Genomic DNA, 15,545 nt, shown 5'->3' on the forward strand with positions numbered 1-15,545 from the left:
CGGCCCTACAGGACCCGCAGGAACGCCACCAGGTCGGCCTTCTCGCCGTCCGTCAGCTTTGTCTCCAGCACGAGGTTGAAGAATTCCACCGTATCTTCCAGCGTGATCAGCCGGCCATCGTGCAGGTACGGTGGCGACTCCTTGATGCCGCGCAGCGGGAAGGTCTTGATCTTGCCATCGCCGACCGCCTTCATGCCGTTCACCATTTGCGTCTTATAGAACCGCTCCGTCTTCAGGTCATGCATCAGGTTGTCCGTGTAGTACGGCGCCGCATGGCACGTCACGCACTGGCCCTTGCCGTTGAAGACCGCCTCGCCGCGCAACTCCTGCGCGCTGGCCTTTTTCGGATCGAGCTTGCCCAGCACGTTCAGCTTCGGCGCCGGCGGAAAGTCCATCAGCGCCTGGAACTCGGCCATGAAATGCACCTGGCTGCCCCGCTCGAGCACATTGACACCCTTCTTCGTGGCGATCACCGGATCGCCGTCGAAGTACGCGGCACGCTGTTCGAACTGGGTGAAATCCTCGACGGTCTTCAGCGCCCGCTGGGAACCGAACAGGCGCTGCACGTTCAGGCCACGCAAGGTGGGCGTTTCGATGCGGTGTCGCAGTTCCTGCGGGCGGATATCGCCGACCAGGTGCGTGGAGCCATTCGTATGGCCATTCGAGTGGCAGTCGAAGCACGATACGCCCATGCTGGGCCGCGCCGAGCGCCGGTCTTCCGTCTGGTTGAACTGCTGCTGCGGGAAGGGCGTGAGCAGCAGGCGCAGGCCCTCGATCTGCTTCGGGTTCAGCAGCCCGTTGAAGAGTTCGTAGTAGTTATCGATCGTCAGCAGCCGGCCCTTCGACACGTCGCCCATCTCAGGGTGCGTGGTCAAAAAGATCGGTGCCGGAAACTCCGGCAGGATGTGATCGGGCAGGTCGAACGACAGGTCGAAGCGGTTCAGGTCGCGCCGTTCCTGGCGCAGGATCTCGTCGATGTGGAACTGCGGGAACAGCATGCCGCCTTCCGGATGGTTCGGGTGCGACAGCGGCAGGAAGCCGGCCGGGTACAGGCCTTTCGCCTTCACGTCGTCGGGGCTCATGCCGGCCAGTTGCTGCCACGTGACGCCCCTGGGCAGCTTCACGCGCACGCCCTCCTGCACCGGCTTCCCGCGGAACATCGTCACGCCTTGCGCGGGACGGTTCGCCAGGTCGTAGCGCTGCGCCAGCAATTCCTGCTGGCGGCGCTCGATCGCGGGCCGGGCCGCCTTCATCCGGTCCATCGTGACCTGGAACGGCTCCGTGATGTCGACCTTCATGTAGCTCGTGGGCGTTTGCGGCGGCGGCTTGGGCTTGCCGTCCTGCGTCCACACCAGCGCCGGGGATACGGCGAACGCGGCGGCGACCGCGGTCCTGGCAAACACCGTCGAAGCTTTCATGACTCTTCCTTGTCGTTATTGATGAAGGGCTGGCAAGACTTCTCCCTTCATTAAAGCAGCCGGAGTCATGTATTGAAAGGCCGGACTCGATTGTATTGATTGATCGGCCGGATAGGCAGCGACTAAGACTGCAGCAACGCTAGCGCCGCCTCGATATCGGCAATCAGGTCGTCCGGGTCTTCGAGGCCGATGTTGAAGCGCACGAGGATGCCGGCATCGGGCCAGCCGCGGCGCATGGCCTGGATGCGATACGGCACGCACAGGCTGTTCGGGCCACCCCAGCTGAAGCCGATCTTGAAGAGCTTCAGGGCATCGACAAAGCGGTCGGTCTGTTCCTCCGAGTAGCGCGCGTCGAACAGCACCGAGAACAAGCCGCCAGCGCCAGTGAAGTCGCGCTTCCACGTGTCGTGTCCCGGACAATCCTCGAAGGCCGGATGCAGTACCTTCGTGATCTCGGGCCGCGCCTTCAGCCAGGCGGCGACCTTGCGTGCGCCGGCGTCGTGCGCATCGAAGCGCAGTTTCAGCGTCGGCAGGCCGCGCATCACGAGGTAGGCATCGTCGGCGCCGACACCGTAGCCGAGCCGCATGTGCGACAGCGCCAACCTGTCGTGGAGAGACTTGTCCTGTGTGATGACGGCGCCCATCAGCACGTCGGCGCCGCCGGACTGGTACTTCGTCAGCGCCTGTACGACGATGTCGACGCCCAGGTCGAATGCCCGAAGCGCGATGCCGGCCGACCACGTGTTGTCCAGGGCAACCACGACGCCCTTGTCTTTCGCGGCGGCGCAGATGGCTGGCAGGTCCGGCACTTCCATTGATACCGAGCCGGGTGCCTCGGCCCAGATGAGCCGCGTGTTCGGCCGGATCAGCTGGGCGATGCCGGCACCGATGAGCGGATCGTAGTAGCGCGCCGTGATGCCCATCGTGTCCTGCAGCCAGTTGCCCAGCACGCGGTTCGGGTTGTAGATGTTGTCTGGAAGGAGGATGTCGTCGCCCGTCTTCAGCAGCGCGAAGTCGACCATCGCGATCGCCGCCAGCCCTGACGGCGCCAGCAGGCAGTCGCTGCCGCCTTCGATTTCCGCAAGCCGCGCCTCCAGCGTGAACGTGGTCGGCGTGCCGTGCAGGCCGTAGGTATAGGCACTCTTGTCCTTCCAGTCGCCCGAGCGCAGCGCGGCCACGTTCGGGAACAGCACGGTCGACGCGTGGTGGATGGCCGGCGGGAAGGCGCCGAAGCCGGCGGGCGGGGTGTAGTCGGAGTGGATCAGCGAGGTCTGCGGGGATTTTTTGGTCGTCATGTTCGTCAACACTGCGCGAAATAAAAAAGGCGGACCATCATGGTCCGCCTTGTATTGTAGCCGTGACGCGCCTTACTGCGCCTCGCCCCATAAGTCATGCGCGTCGGAGCGCGTGATCTCGACGTCGAAGAACTGGCCCACGGCCAGCTTCTTGTGCGGATCGAACGGCTTCTTCACGTGCACGACACCGTCGATCTCGGGGCATCGGCAGCCGAGCGGCCGATCGCACCGGACGGGGTCAGCTCGTCGACCAGCACCTTGATGGTCTTGCCGACCTTGGCCTTCAGGCGCGCCTTGGAGATCTCTTCCTGCAGCAGCATCACGCGGCCGCGGCGCTCTTCGCGCAGTTCGGCCGGCACCGGATTGGCGATGTCGTTGGCGGTCGCACCTTCCACCGGCGAATACGCGAAGCAGCCGAGGCGGTCGATCTGCGCTTCCTTCAGGAAGTCCAGCAGGTATTCGAACTCGGCTTCCGTTTCGCCGGGGAAGCCAGCGATGAACGTGGAGCGGATCGTCAGGTCCGGGTTCATCTGGCGCCATTTCAGGATGCGCTCCAGGTTCTTTTCGCCGGACGCCGGGCGCTTCATGCGCTTGAGCACTTCAGGATGGGCGTGCTGCATCGGGATGTCGAGGTAAGGCAGCACATGGCCGCCGCTCATCATCGGGATGATTTCGTCCACGTGCGGGTACGGGTACACGTAGTGCAGGCGCACCCAGGCACCGTACTGCTTCGCCAGCTGACCCAGCGCGTCGGTCAGTTGCGTCATGTGCGTCTTGACCGGGCGGCCGTTCCAGAAGCCGGAGCGGAACTTCACGTCGATGCCATAGGCCGACGTGTCCTGCGAGATCACCAGCAGTTCCTTGACGCCGGCCTTGAACAGGTTTTCCGCTTCCATCATCAGCTCGCCGATCGGGCGCGACACGAGGTCGCCGCGCATCGACGGGATGATGCAGAACGAGCAGCGGTGGTTGCAGCCTTCCGAGATCTTCAGGTAGGCGTAGTGCTTCGGCGTGAGCTTCACGCCCTGCGGCGGCACGAGGTCGATGAACGGCTCGTGCGGTTTCGGCAGGTGCGTGTGCACTTGCGACATGACTTCGCCCACGGCGTGCGGGCCGGTCACGGCCAGCACCTTCGGGTGCACCTTCTGGATCAGGTCACTGCCGTCGGCATCCTTCTTCGCACCGAGGCAGCCGGTGACGATGACCTTGCCGTTCTCGGCCAGCGCCTCGCCGATCGCATCGAGCGATTCCTGCACGGCCGCATCGATGAAGCCGCACGTGTTGACGATGACGAGATCGGCGCCCGCGTACGACTTGGCGGTCTCGTACCCTTCCGCGCGCAGCTGGGTCAGGATCTGTTCGGAATCGACGAGCGCCTTCGGGCAGCCGAGCGAGACAAAGCCCACCTTGGGTGGTGCCGAACCTTGTGCTGGCGAACCAGGTGCTGGCGTTCCATCGGCGGGCTTGGTAAGACGGGAAAGTGGCTGAGATTGCATGTTCAAGTGTCAACGAAAGTTCGGACCAATCGATTATTTTACCTGAATGCACAAGTCGGCGACAGTCATACTTTCTCAAAACAAAAACTGGGGACAGACCCTGGTTTCCAGGAAATTTCCTGAAAACCAGGGTCTGTCCCCAGTTTCATGTTTCCGGATTCAGGTCAGAGCCGAGTAGTGGTGGCAGCGTCGAACAGCGATACCTTGTCCGGCCGCAGCGCGAAGGCGCCGCCGGGGCGGTCGTCGGGGACGATGGCGGCCACTTCCCGGCCGTGGAAGCGGTGCCACAGCACCCGGTGGGCGCCCATCGCCTCGACCAGCGTGACGGGTGCCCGGCAGGGGCCGTCCGGGCGGACGTCGACATCTTCCGGCCGCACGCCCAGCACGACGCGCTGGCCGTGCACGGGCGGCTGGCGGAACGGGTAGCCCGACACGTCGAGCGCGAGGTGCTCGTTGCGGAAGGCGATGCCGCTGGTGGTGTCGAGCTGGCCGTCGAACAGGTTCATGCCCGGGGAGCCGAGGAAGGTGGCGACGAACAGGTTTTCCGGTGCGCGGTAGATCGCATCCGGCGTGTCGAACTGCTGGATCGCCCCGCCCTGCATCACGGCCATGCGATCGGCCAGCGTCATCGCCTCGACCTGGTCGTGCGTCACGTAGATCATCGTGGCGCCCAGCCGCCCGTGCAGGTGTTTCAGTTCGCGCCGCAGTTCGGTGCGCAGCTTGGCGTCCAGGTTCGACAGCGGTTCGTCGAACAGGAACACGTCGGCCTCGCGCACGATCGCGCGGCCGATCGCCACGCGCTGGCGCTGTCCGCCCGACAGTTGCCCGGGCTTGCGCCGCAACAGCGGTTCCAGTTGCAGCATTTCGGCCGCGCGCGCCACCCGCCGCGCGATCTCCGCCTTCGGCGTGCCGTTGATGCGCAGGCCGAACGACATGTTCGCTTCCACGTTCATCGTTGGATACAGCGCATACGACTGGAACACGAGCGCGATGCCGCGGTCCTTCGGGTCGGCATAGGTCATGTCATGCCCGCCGATACGGATGCTGCCGGCGGCCGCGTCGTTCAGCCCCGCGATACTGTGCAACAGCGTCGACTTGCCGCAGCCCGATGGCCCCAGCAGCACGATGAACTCGCCGGCCCGCACGTCGAGGTCCAGGGCGTCGATGATGGTATTCGCGCCCATTTCAATGCGCAGGTCGCGGATGGATACACTGGCCATGACTACCCTTTCACTGCGCCGTTGGCGATGCCGCGCACAAACCAGCGGCCGGAGAAGAAATACAGCGCCAGCGGCACCAGCGACGTGAGCAGCGTGGCCGCCATGTTCACGTTGTACTGCCGCTCGCCGGTGGTGGTGTTGATGATGTTGTTCAGCTGGACCGTCATCGGCAGGTTGTCCGACCCGGCAAAGACGAGGCCCAGCAGGAAATCGTTCCAGATGTTCGTCACCTGCATGATCGCGGCGACGACGATCACCGGCAGCGACATCGGCAGCATCAGTTCGAAAAAGATGCGCCAGAAGCCGCCGCCGTCGATGCGCGCCGCCTTGAACAGCTCCTGCGGCAGCGATGCATAGTAGTTCCGGAACAGCAGCGTCATCATCGGCATGCCGAAGATCACATGCACGATGACGATGCCCGGCACCGAGCTGTAGAGGTCCAGCGCCGCCAGCGCCCGCACCAGCGGGTACAGCATCACCTGGCCGGGGATGAACGCGCCCACCATCAGCACCGCGAACAGCATGTTGGCACCGCGTGGCCGCCAGAACGACAGCGCATAACCGTTCACGGCGCCCAGCGCGATCGACAGCAGCACGCTCGGCACGGTGATCTTCACGGAATTCCAGAAGCCGCCACGGATGCCTTCGCATTCCAGCCCCGTGCACGCCGCCTGCCACGCGTTGTGCCACGGCGCGAGCGTGGGCGCGAGCGGCAGCGCGAAGATATTTCCGAGGCGGATTTCGGCCATCGGTTTCACGGACGTCACGAGCATCACGTACAGCGGCACGAGGAAGAACAGCGCCGCCGTCAGCAGGAACGCATAGATGCCGAGGCGCCCGGGCGTGACCCATGGCTTGCGGCGGCGGGCACGGACGCTGGATGACGACGCGGCCGGCAGTACAGCCACTGCACAGTCGCGCTTCATGCCCGGCTCCTTTCCAGCGCCCGGCTGCGCGCATAGTACAGCGGCGCCACGATCGCCAGCACCGTCAGCAGCAGCACGATCGACGCGGCCGAGGCCAGGCCCACGTTGGCGCGGCCGAACAGGTAATCCATGATGAACTTCGCCGGCACTTCGCTGGCCGTGCCGGGGCCGCCCTGCGTCATCGCCACCACCGCGTCGAACAGCTTCACCACCATCACGAACAGCAGGATCAGCGCCGTGGACACGGATGGCCACAGCATCGGCAGCACGATCGACACGTAGACGCGCCATTTCGGGATGCCGTCGATGCGCGTGGCCTTCCACAGTTCCTCGTCGATGCCGCGCAGGCCGGACAGCAGCAGCGCCATCACCAGCCCGGATGCCTGCCACACGGTGGCGATCACGATCGTGTACAGCACCGTGTCCTGCTGCACGATCCAGTCGAACGTGAAATCGTCGAAGCCGAGGTTCCGCGCCACCTGCTGGATGCCGAGCCCGGGGTTCAGGATCCACTGCCAGACGAGCCCCGTGGCCACGAACGACATCGCATACGGGTACAGGAATATCGTGCGCAGCATGCCCTCCCCCGCCACCTGCTGGTCGATGAATACGGCCAGCAGGAAGCCGAGCACGAGGCAGAGCGCAATGAACAGCACGCCGTAGACGGCCAGGTTTTCCAGCGACAGCAGCCAGCGCGCGTTGCGGAACAGGCGCTCGTACTGGCCAAGGCCCACGAAATCGCCGGTGGGGAAGATGCGCGCCGAGGACAGCGACACGCGCGCCGTCCACAGCATCGTCAGCACATAGGCGCCGAGCGCGACGAGCGCCATCGGCACCAGCGCAAGGTAGGCGGGAATGCTGACGGCCAGCCGTGTCGGGCGCCGCGCCGCTACCACGTGTTGTCCTTCATCGCCTGCGCGAATGCCTGCTGCGCCCGTTCCGGCGTCTCGTTGCGGTTCCAGTAGTTGGTCAGCACATCCTGCAGCGCGCCGTTCAGGTCCGGGTCGAGCAGCATTTCCGTGTTCGGCAACTGCCGCGTCTTGTCGGCCATGATCTCGATGCCCATGCGCGCGCACAGGTCCAGCTTCGATACGTCGACATCCGGCCGGATCGGGATCGATCCCTTGCGGGCACTGAACTCCACCTGGGGGCCCGGCGCCGTCATCACGGTGGCGAGCAGTTTCTGCGCCTTGACCACGTGCGGCTTGCCTGTTTTCGGGAACACAAAGGCGTCGCCGGCCACCACATAGGGCGCCTTCGGGCCAAAGCCGGGGAAGCAGCCGAATTCGCGGCCGGCCACCTGCCCGGCCGTCGTGAATTCGCCCTTGGCCCAGTCGCCCATGATCTGCACCCCGGCCCGGCCGGACACCACCAGCGCCGTGGCGTCGTTCCAGTTGCGTCCCGGCGCGCCGGGATCGGTATAGGCCCGCAGCCGCTTGAATTTCACGAGCACGTCGCGAAACGCCGGCGAATGCACGGCCTTCACGTCGCGGTCGCGGTAGATCCTGAGATACAGGTCCGGCCCGCCGACGAGCGCGAACACGGCGTCAAAAAGGATCTTCTCCTGCCATACCTGGCCACCGAATGCGAGCGGTATCAGGCCAGCGCGTTTCAAGCGGTCGAGGTGGCCCATGAATTCGTCGAACGATGCCGGCTCGGCCTTGATGCCGGCCTTCGCGTAAGCCGCCTTCGAGTAGAAGAACCAGGCGGGCATGTGGATGTCCACGGGCGCCGCGTAATAGTGGCCGTTGATCTTGATGGCGTCGATGATCGTCTGCGGCAGGATGCGGTCCCAGTTGCCACGCGCCGCCACGTCGTCGACATCGTTCAGCAAGCCCTGGTCGACGATGTCGCGAAACTGTTTCGACGTGTTGAACTGGGCCGCCACGGGCGCATTGCCACCGACGATGCGGTTGATCGTGGAGGCGCGCGACTGGTCGGCGCCCGCCACCGCCTGGTCGATCCACTGGCCACCCGCGCGCGTGAAGGCGTCGGCAAACTGGCGGATCGCCGCCGACTCGCCACCCGATGTCCACCAGTGCGAGACGGTGGCCTTCAGCGGCGCCGCCGGTGGCGTGCCGTGCGCGGGCACGGCCAGCGCCAGCGCCAGCGCGACGGCGACCGCCCTGCCGGCCGCGCCTGTCATAGCGTTGCTCATCTTGTCTCCGTGGCACCTGTGGTGCCTTATTGGTATGCGCTTATGATAAGTGAAACGGCCTCCTCCGTAGAAGGCTTTGCCATCGCCGCCAGCACAGCGTGGAATGGAATCGATTCCACATCGACATCCATACTATCAGTGCGGTAAAAGCGGCGTCAACTGCATCATGGGCGTATTACACGGGCGGCCGTGAGACCGTGCATGAGGAAGGCGGCAAGAAAGATGCTGGAAAGGCTGCGCGGGAGCGATGCGCGAGAAAGGTGGTGGAGCAAGGGAACGGGCAGCACAGCCGAAAGAACCGGTGCCAGCGCGGTGCCCTGGACAGGGTACCGGCACCCGGGGTTGGCACATCGGTGCGCGACATGCGGCTGCGGGTGGCGCAGCCGCGAACGGCTTATTTCTTGTCGGTGGGCGTGGTCACCGGCGGCACGGCGAACGGGAACGCGCCGAACAGGTTCTTGCTCTGGTTTTGCATCTGTTCCTGCATCTGCACGAACAGGCTCTTGCTCTGGTCGATGTAGTTGTTCATCATGCCCTGCATGATCGGCGCCTGCACGTTCATGAACTGGGTCCACATCTCCGGGCTGAACGTCTTGCCGTCGAAGTTCACGGCGCCGGTGGTGAGACGGCGCTGGATGTCGGTGAACGCCTGGATGTTCTTTTCCAGGTAGGAACCCATCATGCCCTGCATCGCGTGGCCGTAGTAGCGGATGATCTGCGACAGCGCGTCGGTGGAAAACATCGGTACGCCGCTGGCCTCTTCCTCGAGAATGATCTGCAACAGGATGCTGCGCGTCAGGTCCTCGTTCGATTTCGCATCCACCACGGTGAACGGTTCGTTGTCCAGCACAAGCTGCTTCACGTCGGTCAGCGTGATGTAGGAACTGGTCTGCGTATCGTAGAGTCGGCGGTTGGGATACTTCTTGATCAGGCGTTCGGCAGTTTTCTTTACACTACTCATCACAAGTTCCGTTTTTTGCGCCGCAGCGCATTCCTCATAAACTTCAAAAAAAGGCCGCGAAAAAAAAGCGAACGTAGAGTTCGCTTTCACTAGCCCTGCTCACCCTATTATAGAGTGAAAGATTCACGGAATGTATGCCTCGTTATGAGAAACCGTGATGAATCGGGCAAGTCGGCAGGAATTGAACTGGCACAAACGGGACAGAAACCGGGCAAGAACGGGGCTTAGTGCATTGCAACGAAAGCCTGCGATCCGCAGGCTCGCACGATGGCAGAACTCAAACCGCCTTTTCCTTGACGTAACGCCCCGGCGCCGGCTCGACCGGCTGGTAGGTCGCGCTGCCCAGTTTCACGCGCGCCTCGACATCCTTGCCGCCATGCTCGGCCAGGAACGCGGCCCACAGCGGCCACCAGCTGCCCGGGTGTTCGACGGCATCGGCCATCCACGCTTCCGCCTGTTCGGGCCGCCCGTCGTTGACCCAGTAGCTGCGCTTGTTCTTCGATGGCGGGTTGATGACGCCGGCAATATGGCCCGAAGCGCCCAGCACGAAGCGGTTGGCCTCGCGCTGCGCCGGGTTCAGGATATTCATCGAACCATAGGCGGACGTCCAGGGCACGATATGGTCTTCGCGCGAGCCGTAGATGAACGCAGGCGCGTGGATCGCCGTCAGGTCGACTTTTTCCCCGGCGACCGTCAGGCGGCCCGGCTCCTTCAGCTTGTTCTCCAGGTACGTGTTGCGCAGGTACCAGCAGAACATCGGCCCCGGCAGGTTCGTGGCATCGGAATTCCAGTACAGCAGGTCGAACGCGGCCGGGTCGTTGCCCTTCAGGTAGTTCGACTGCACGTAGTTCCAGACGAGGTCGTTGGGACGCAGGCTGGAGAACGTGCTGGCCAGGTCACGCCCCGGCATCAGGCCGCCGTGGGCCAGCGCCTGCTCGCGCAACTTCACCTGCGGTTCGTCGATGAATACGCTCAGCACGCCGGTATCGGAAAAGTCCAGGAACGTCGTCAGCAGCGTGAGGCTGGCCGCCGGTTGCTCGCCCCGCGCGGCCAGCACGGCCAGCGCGGTCGACAGCAGCGTGCCGCCCACGCAGAAGCCGAACAGGTTCAGCGTGTCTTCGTTTGTGATCTCCTGCACGGCGTGGATCGCCCGGATCACGCCCTGCTCGGTGTAGTCGTCCCACGACGTTTTCGCCAGCGACGCATCCGGATTGCGCCATGAAACGAGGAACACGGTATTGCCCTGCTCGACCGCGTAGCGCACGAGCGAATTGCTTGCTTGCAGGTCGAGGATGTAGTACTTGTTGATGCATGGTGGCACCATCAACAGCGGCCGCTGCCGGACGGTGTCCGTCAGCGGCTTGTACTGGATCAGCTGGAACAGCGGCGTTTCCAGCACGATCTCGCCTTCGGTCGTGGCCAGGTTGCGGCCCACTTCGAACGCCTTGTCGTCGGACAGCGAGATCTGGCCCTTCTGCATGTCGGCCAGCATGTTCTTCAGGCCGCGGGTCAGGCTTTCGCCTTTCGATTCGAGCAGCGCCTGCTGCGCCTCGGGATTGGTGGCCAGGAAGTTCGCCGGCGACATCGCATCCACTACCTGCTGGATGGCGAAACGGATCTTCTGCTTTTGCTGCGTCGATGCCTCGACGGCGTCCGCCATCGCCAGCAGGAATTTCGCGTTCAACAGGTAAGCGGCCGCGCTGAACGCGGTCACGGGATTGGCGGTCCATGCCGGATTGGCGAAGCGCCGGTCGCGGATCGCGGGCGTCTTGCCTTCCAGGAGCTGCTGCCACAGCGCTCCGAACTCGGCCATGTATTCGTTCTTGAGGGTTTCCAGGACGTCGGGCTTCACCGTGGCGCCGGCTTCGCGCAGCAGCGCGGCACCGGGCAAGGGAATGTTCGCCAAAGCGTCAGGGTTGGGCATCCAGGATTTCCACTGGCTGGGGTCCATCCAGCCGGCCAGTGTCTGCGCGTCGGGCATATTCATGTATAGTCCATTGAGAATTGTTTGTGATTCCAACCGAAACTACCGATGCTGATCGTTGCTCTTGCCTGGATTTACGTCGTGCTGCTGATGTCGCTGACGGAGCCGACGGTCGTCGCAGGCATCATGACCTTCCTGCTGTACTGCGTTATTCCTCTTGCAATTTTACTCTATGTGACGGGCGGCTTCCGGCGCATCGGCCGGCGCCGGCGCGAAGAACGCGAACGGCAGGAAGAACGCGAGCGGCAGCGCGCCGAAGCGGCTGCGCGCGAGCCCTGATCCATCCACCCGCGACTACTTCAACCAGATCAGGCTGGCCTGCCGCCCCGTGACGCCATCGCGCCGGTACGAGTAGAAGCGACCGGAATTGGACACGGTGCAGAAATCGCCGCCCCACACCCGGCGCACGCCGACGCCGACCAGCGCGATGCGGGCCAGCGCATACAGGTCGGCAAAATATTTGCCTGGTTTCAGGCCGAAAGGCGCGAACGCGCTGCGGATGGCCGCCTCATCCACGCCGGGGCGGCGCAGGAAAGCATCCAGCACCTCCGGCCCCACTTCGAACCGGTTGGGGCCGATCGCGGCACCCAGCCAGGCCATCAGTTCCCCGGCGCCCGCGTCGCGCATCGCCGTCACCGTCTGTTCCATCACGCCATCGGCCAGGCCGCGCCAGCCCGCATGCACGGCAGCCACCATGCGCCCTTCGGCGTCGCACAGCAGCACCGGCAGGCAATCGGCCGTGAGGACCGCGCAGACCACGCCGCGTTCGCGGGTAAAGCTGGCATCCGCGATCGGTGGTTCCGCATCGTGGTGGACCACCCCGGCGTCGAGCACGCGGGTACCATGCACCTGCGTCAGCCACACCGGTTCGGCCGGCAGTTCGGCGCGCAGGATATCGCGGTTGCGTTCGACGCATTTGGGCGCGTCGCCCACGTGCGTGCCCAGGTTCAGGCCGCCCTTGCCCTGGCCATCGTCATAGGGCGCGGGGCTGACGCCACCGCGACGCGTCGTGCACAGCACGCCGACGCCCGCAGGCAGGTCGGGCCAGTCGGGAACCAGCCATTGGGTCACGTTCGGTGCGTTCATTCGTCGTCGTAGTCGTCGTCATCGTCGAACGCGCCGTCTTCCGGCTCCTTCTGCAGCGATGCCTCGTCGATGCCGCATTGCTCGAGCAGTGCGCGGAAATCGTCGGCCAGCGGGATTTCCCATTCGCAGGGTTCCCCGGTGGCCGGATGCACGAGGCCCAGGCGGCGTGCCTGCAGCGCCTGGCGGTGGAACACGCCGGTGAGGTGCGGCTTGCCATACACATAGTCGCCCACCAGCGGATAGCCCAGGTGCGCCATGTGCACGCGGATCTGGTGCGTGCGGCCCGTTTCGAGGCGGCATTGCACGAGGCTGACGGGCCGGCGATCGAGCTCGCCCGCTGCCAGTCGCTCGTAATGGGTGATCGCCGGCTTCGCGCCGAAGCCGGTCGACACGGCCATCTTCACGCGGTCGCGCTGGTGGCGGCCCATCGGCGCATCGATCGTGCCGGACAGCCGCGGCGTGCCCCATGCCAGTGCCCAGTATTCGCGCTTGACGGTGCGCGCCTGCAGCTGGCGCACGAGATCCGTTTGCGTCGGCAAATCCTTGCCGATGACCATCAGGCCACTCGTATCCTTGTCCAGGCGGTGGACGATGCCGGCGCGCGGCACGCCGCCCAGTTGCGGCCAGCGGTGCAGCAGGCCGTTCAGCAGCGTGCCGGACCAGTTGCCGGCACCCGGATGCACGACGAGGCCGGCCGGTTTGTTGATGACGATGAGGTGCTCGTCCTCGAACACCACGTCGACATCGATCGGTTCCGGCGCGAAGGCAACGTCTTCGGGCGCGGCCTGCGGCAGCACGACGATCTTTTCGTCGCCATACACGGTGGCGCGCACCTTGGCCGGCTTGCCATCCACGGTGACGAAGCCCTCCTCGATCCAGCTCTGCAGGCGGCCGCGCGAGAACTGCGGCACCAGCTTGGCGATCACCTTGTCGAGGCGGTCGCCGCACACGTCGGGGGTGAGGTGCAGTTCGATCGGAGCGAGCGGGTTGGCGAAGCCTGCGGCTTCGACGACTTCGTCGCCGTCGTCGGCGAGCAGGTCGCCGTCCAGGTCGGTCTCGAGATCGTGGTCAAGGGGTTGTTCGGCCGGATTCGGCTCAGGATTCAATATCACAGCATTCCCATCGGCTATAATCAGCCAGGTCGTATCTTGTTTAAACGTCTTCTTGCACGAGAACATGCAAAAAAAATTGAAGGTAGTCGCAGCATCCTTGCTATTGGCCAGTGTCTCGGCTTGCAGCCTGTTACCAGAGCAGTCGGATGAGACCAAAGGCTGGTCCGCTTCGAAATTATACTCGGAGGCCAAGGAAGAATTGGCCGGACAGCATTACGAGCGGGCGATCCAGCTGTTCAACCGCCTGGAAGCAAGCTACCCGTTCGGTGTCTACGCGCAGCAGGCGCAGCTGGAAGTGGCTTATGCCTATTACAAGGCGCAGGACCAGGCCCAGGCGCTGGCCGCCGTCGAACGCTTCATCAAGCTGCACCCGAACCACCCGAACGTCGACTACATGTACTACCTGCGCGGCCTGATCAACTTCAATGACCAGATCGGCCTGCTGAACTTCGTCTACGAACAGGATCCGGCCGAGCGCGACCCGAAAGCCACGCGCGAAGCATTTGCCGCCTTCAAGGCGCTGGTCGACAAGTTCCCGGAAAGCCGCTACACGCCGGACGCGATCGACCGCATGAAATACCTGATCAACGCGATGGCGGCGTATGAGGTCTATGTGGCGCGCTATTACTATCGCCGCGGCGCCTACCTGGCCGCCGCGAATCGCGCGATGGATGCCGTGCGCGAGTACGCCGATTCGCCGGCGATCGAGGAAGCGCTGTGGATCATGGTGCGCAGCTACGACAAGCTCGGCAACGTAGCCCTGCGCGACGATGCGATGCGCGTCTTCAAGCGCAATTTCCCGTCCAGCAAATTCCTCGACGAAGGTGCGCCGAAGCCCGAACGCAAGTGGTGGAAATTCTGGGGCGCCACTTCGTAACCCACCACGCTTAGAGCCGAGCCCGTGTCCACCGTAGGGCCAGGCCCGTTTTCGGACACGAGCTCAGCCCTGAAGCGGCATTAATGGCTCAGTTCGTGTCCGATTTCGGGGTTGAAAGGGATAATGCCTTGCATGGCATTATCCCTACGCAGGCAAGGAGCGATGCTCCTCGAAACCCCTGCTGCGCCCCCATGGTGGACACGAGCTGGACTGTATTGCGTCAGGCCGCTTTCCGCCTGAATACCCATCGCGCGTCGTTCGACGCGTCGGGCGCGAACGCGTAGCCGTCCGCGTCGAAGTCCTTCAACCGTTCCGGGTCGGTGATGCCGTTCACGGCCGCGTAGCGGGCCAGCATGCCGCGTGCGCGCTTGGCGTAGAACGAGATGATTTTGTACTGGCCGTTCTTGTACTCCTCGAACACGGGCGTGATGACGGGAACGTCGAGCTTTGCCGCCCGGACCGACTTGAAATACTCTTCCGACGCGCAATTGACGAGCCACCGGGCGCCCTGCTCCCTGGCGGCGCCGTTCAGTTCCTGCGTGATCAGGTCGCCCCAGAACGCGTACAGATCCTTGCCGCGCGGGTTTTTCAGCCGCGTGCCCATTTCCAGCCGGTGCGGGTGGATCAGGTCCAGCGGGCGCAGCAGGCCGTACAGGCCCGACAGGATGCGCACGCGCCCCTGCGTGTAGTCGAGCTGTGGCGCGGAGAGGGTGCGCGCATCGAGGCCGTCGTAGACGTCGCCGTTGAATGTCATCACGGCCTGGCGCGCATGCGTGGTGTCCATCGTCCAGGAAGCATAGCGGCCCACGTTCAGCGCGGACAGCGCATCGGACAGGTCCATCAGTTCGGCCAGCTCGTGCGGCGAGAACTCGCGCATCCGCGCGATCAGTTGCGCCGAATGGTCGAGGAAGGCGGGGCGGGTGGCGATGTCGGTGGTGGGAGGGGTGTCGAGGTCGAGACTCTTTGCGGGGGAAAGCACTATCAGCATATGATTCGAAACTGGTTCACTCAA

General features: G+C 64.2%; 13 protein-coding genes and 1 pseudogene. 2 read left to right on the top strand and 12 right to left on the bottom strand.

Annotation, left to right across the window (positions count from 1 at the left end; all coding sequences use genetic code 11):
• Positions 1–5: 5 nt before the first annotated feature.
• The 9 genes and pseudogenes from EWM63_RS29770 to phaC form a co-directional block, all read right to left on the bottom strand.
• A complete protein-coding gene (locus tag EWM63_RS29770; RefSeq protein WP_130189750.1) occupies positions 6–1,418 on the bottom strand; it encodes a cytochrome B6 in 1,413 nt (470 codons plus the stop codon).
• Positions 1,419–1,540: 122 nt separating this feature from the next.
• Positions 1,541–2,713, bottom strand: a complete 1,173-nt coding sequence (locus EWM63_RS29775) for a cystathionine beta-lyase (RefSeq protein WP_130189751.1) — start codon at positions 2,711–2,713, stop codon at positions 1,541–1,543.
• 72 nt (positions 2,714–2,785) lie between these two features.
• Positions 2,786–4,119, bottom strand: a pseudogene (gene rimO / locus EWM63_RS29780) (30S ribosomal protein S12 methylthiotransferase RimO).
• Positions 4,120–4,373: 254 nt separating this feature from the next.
• The gene (locus tag EWM63_RS29785; protein ID WP_130189752.1) at positions 4,374–5,429 is read right to left on the bottom strand and encodes an ABC transporter ATP-binding protein; all 1,056 of its coding nucleotides are present in this window, start codon (positions 5,427–5,429) and stop codon (positions 4,374–4,376) included.
• Positions 5,430–5,431: 2 nt separating this feature from the next.
• A complete protein-coding gene (locus tag EWM63_RS29790) occupies positions 5,432–6,355 on the bottom strand; it encodes a carbohydrate ABC transporter permease (RefSeq protein ID WP_130189753.1) in 924 nt (307 codons plus the stop codon).
• Entirely contained in the window at positions 6,352–7,185 is an 834-nt protein-coding gene (locus tag EWM63_RS29795; protein WP_130190690.1) for a carbohydrate ABC transporter permease, read from the bottom strand. The genes EWM63_RS29790 and EWM63_RS29795 overlap by 4 nt, the downstream gene beginning before the upstream one ends.
• Before the next feature lie 59 nt (positions 7,186–7,244).
• Complete coding sequence (locus EWM63_RS29800; protein WP_229487585.1) at positions 7,245–8,513, bottom strand: ABC transporter substrate-binding protein; 1,269 nt, start codon at positions 8,511–8,513, stop codon at positions 7,245–7,247.
• Between the two features lie 394 nt (positions 8,514–8,907).
• Entirely contained in the window at positions 8,908–9,474 is a 567-nt protein-coding gene (gene phaR, locus EWM63_RS29805; protein WP_130189754.1) for a polyhydroxyalkanoate synthesis repressor PhaR, read from the bottom strand.
• A 277-nt stretch (positions 9,475–9,751) separates the two neighbouring features.
• Complete coding sequence (gene phaC, locus EWM63_RS29810) at positions 9,752–11,461, bottom strand: class I poly(R)-hydroxyalkanoic acid synthase (protein WP_130189755.1); 1,710 nt, start codon at positions 11,459–11,461, stop codon at positions 9,752–9,754.
• 45 nt (positions 11,462–11,506) lie between these two features.
• Here phaC and EWM63_RS29815 point away from each other — a divergent pair, with 45 nt between their 5' ends.
• Entirely contained in the window at positions 11,507–11,737 is a 231-nt protein-coding gene (locus tag EWM63_RS29815) for a hypothetical protein (protein WP_130189756.1), read from the top strand.
• Between the two features lie 15 nt (positions 11,738–11,752).
• Here EWM63_RS29815 and pgeF read toward each other — a convergent pair whose 3' ends face one another.
• Both pgeF and EWM63_RS29825 read right to left on the bottom strand, forming a co-directional pair.
• Positions 11,753–12,544: a peptidoglycan editing factor PgeF gene (gene pgeF / locus EWM63_RS29820; RefSeq protein WP_130189757.1), complete on the bottom strand. Its 792-nt coding sequence runs from the start codon at positions 12,542–12,544 to the stop codon at positions 11,753–11,755.
• Complete coding sequence (locus tag EWM63_RS29825; RefSeq protein WP_229487586.1) at positions 12,541–13,656, bottom strand: RluA family pseudouridine synthase; 1,116 nt, start codon at positions 13,654–13,656, stop codon at positions 12,541–12,543. Before EWM63_RS29825 ends, pgeF begins: the two co-directional genes overlap by 4 nt.
• Before the next feature lie 64 nt (positions 13,657–13,720).
• On the opposite strand from EWM63_RS29825, the gene EWM63_RS29830 reads away from it, so the two are divergent.
• Positions 13,721–14,533, top strand: a complete 813-nt coding sequence (locus EWM63_RS29830; protein ID WP_130189759.1) for an outer membrane protein assembly factor BamD — start codon at positions 13,721–13,723, stop codon at positions 14,531–14,533.
• A gap of 220 nt (positions 14,534–14,753) precedes the next feature.
• On the opposite strand, the gene yaaA is transcribed toward EWM63_RS29830, so the two are convergent.
• The gene (gene yaaA / locus EWM63_RS29835) at positions 14,754–15,521 is read right to left on the bottom strand and encodes a peroxide stress protein YaaA (RefSeq protein ID WP_130189760.1); all 768 of its coding nucleotides are present in this window, start codon (positions 15,519–15,521) and stop codon (positions 14,754–14,756) included.
• Positions 15,522–15,545: the final 24 nt, after the last annotated feature.

The sequence above is a fragment of the Pseudoduganella lutea genome, assembly GCF_004209755.1.
GTDB lineage: Bacteria > Pseudomonadota > Gammaproteobacteria > Burkholderiales > Burkholderiaceae_D > Rugamonas > Rugamonas lutea.

Excerpts from the sequence above, each read along its gene's own strand:
- phaC (WP_130189755.1), bottom strand. The coding sequence starts at position 11,461 with ATGAATATGCCCGACGCGCAGACACTGGCCGGCTGGATGGACCCCAGC.
- EWM63_RS29815 (WP_130189756.1), top strand. The coding sequence starts at position 11,507 with ATGCTGATCGTTGCTCTTGCCTGGATTTACGTCGTGCTGCTGATGTCG.
- pgeF (WP_130189757.1), bottom strand. The coding sequence starts at position 12,544 with ATGAACGCACCGAACGTGACCCAATGGCTGGTTCCCGACTGGCCCGAC.
- EWM63_RS29830 (WP_130189759.1), top strand. The coding sequence starts at position 13,721 with ATGCAAAAAAAATTGAAGGTAGTCGCAGCATCCTTGCTATTGGCCAGT.
- EWM63_RS29785 (WP_130189752.1), bottom strand. The coding sequence starts at position 5,429 with ATGGCCAGTGTATCCATCCGCGACCTGCGCATTGAAATGGGCGCGAAT.
- phaR (WP_130189754.1), bottom strand. The coding sequence starts at position 9,474 with ATGAGTAGTGTAAAGAAAACTGCCGAACGCCTGATCAAGAAGTATCCC.
- yaaA (WP_130189760.1), bottom strand. The coding sequence starts at position 15,521 with ATGCTGATAGTGCTTTCCCCCGCAAAGAGTCTCGACCTCGACACCCCT.
- EWM63_RS29795 (WP_130190690.1), bottom strand. The coding sequence starts at position 7,185 with ATGGCGCTCGTCGCGCTCGGCGCCTATGTGCTGACGATGCTGTGGACG.
- EWM63_RS29800 (WP_229487585.1), bottom strand. The coding sequence starts at position 8,513 with ATGAGCAACGCTATGACAGGCGCGGCCGGCAGGGCGGTCGCCGTCGCG.
- EWM63_RS29770 (WP_130189750.1), bottom strand. The coding sequence starts at position 1,418 with ATGAAAGCTTCGACGGTGTTTGCCAGGACCGCGGTCGCCGCCGCGTTC.
- EWM63_RS29775 (WP_130189751.1), bottom strand. The coding sequence starts at position 2,713 with ATGACGACCAAAAAATCCCCGCAGACCTCGCTGATCCACTCCGACTAC.
- EWM63_RS29790 (WP_130189753.1), bottom strand. The coding sequence starts at position 6,355 with ATGAAGCGCGACTGTGCAGTGGCTGTACTGCCGGCCGCGTCGTCATCC.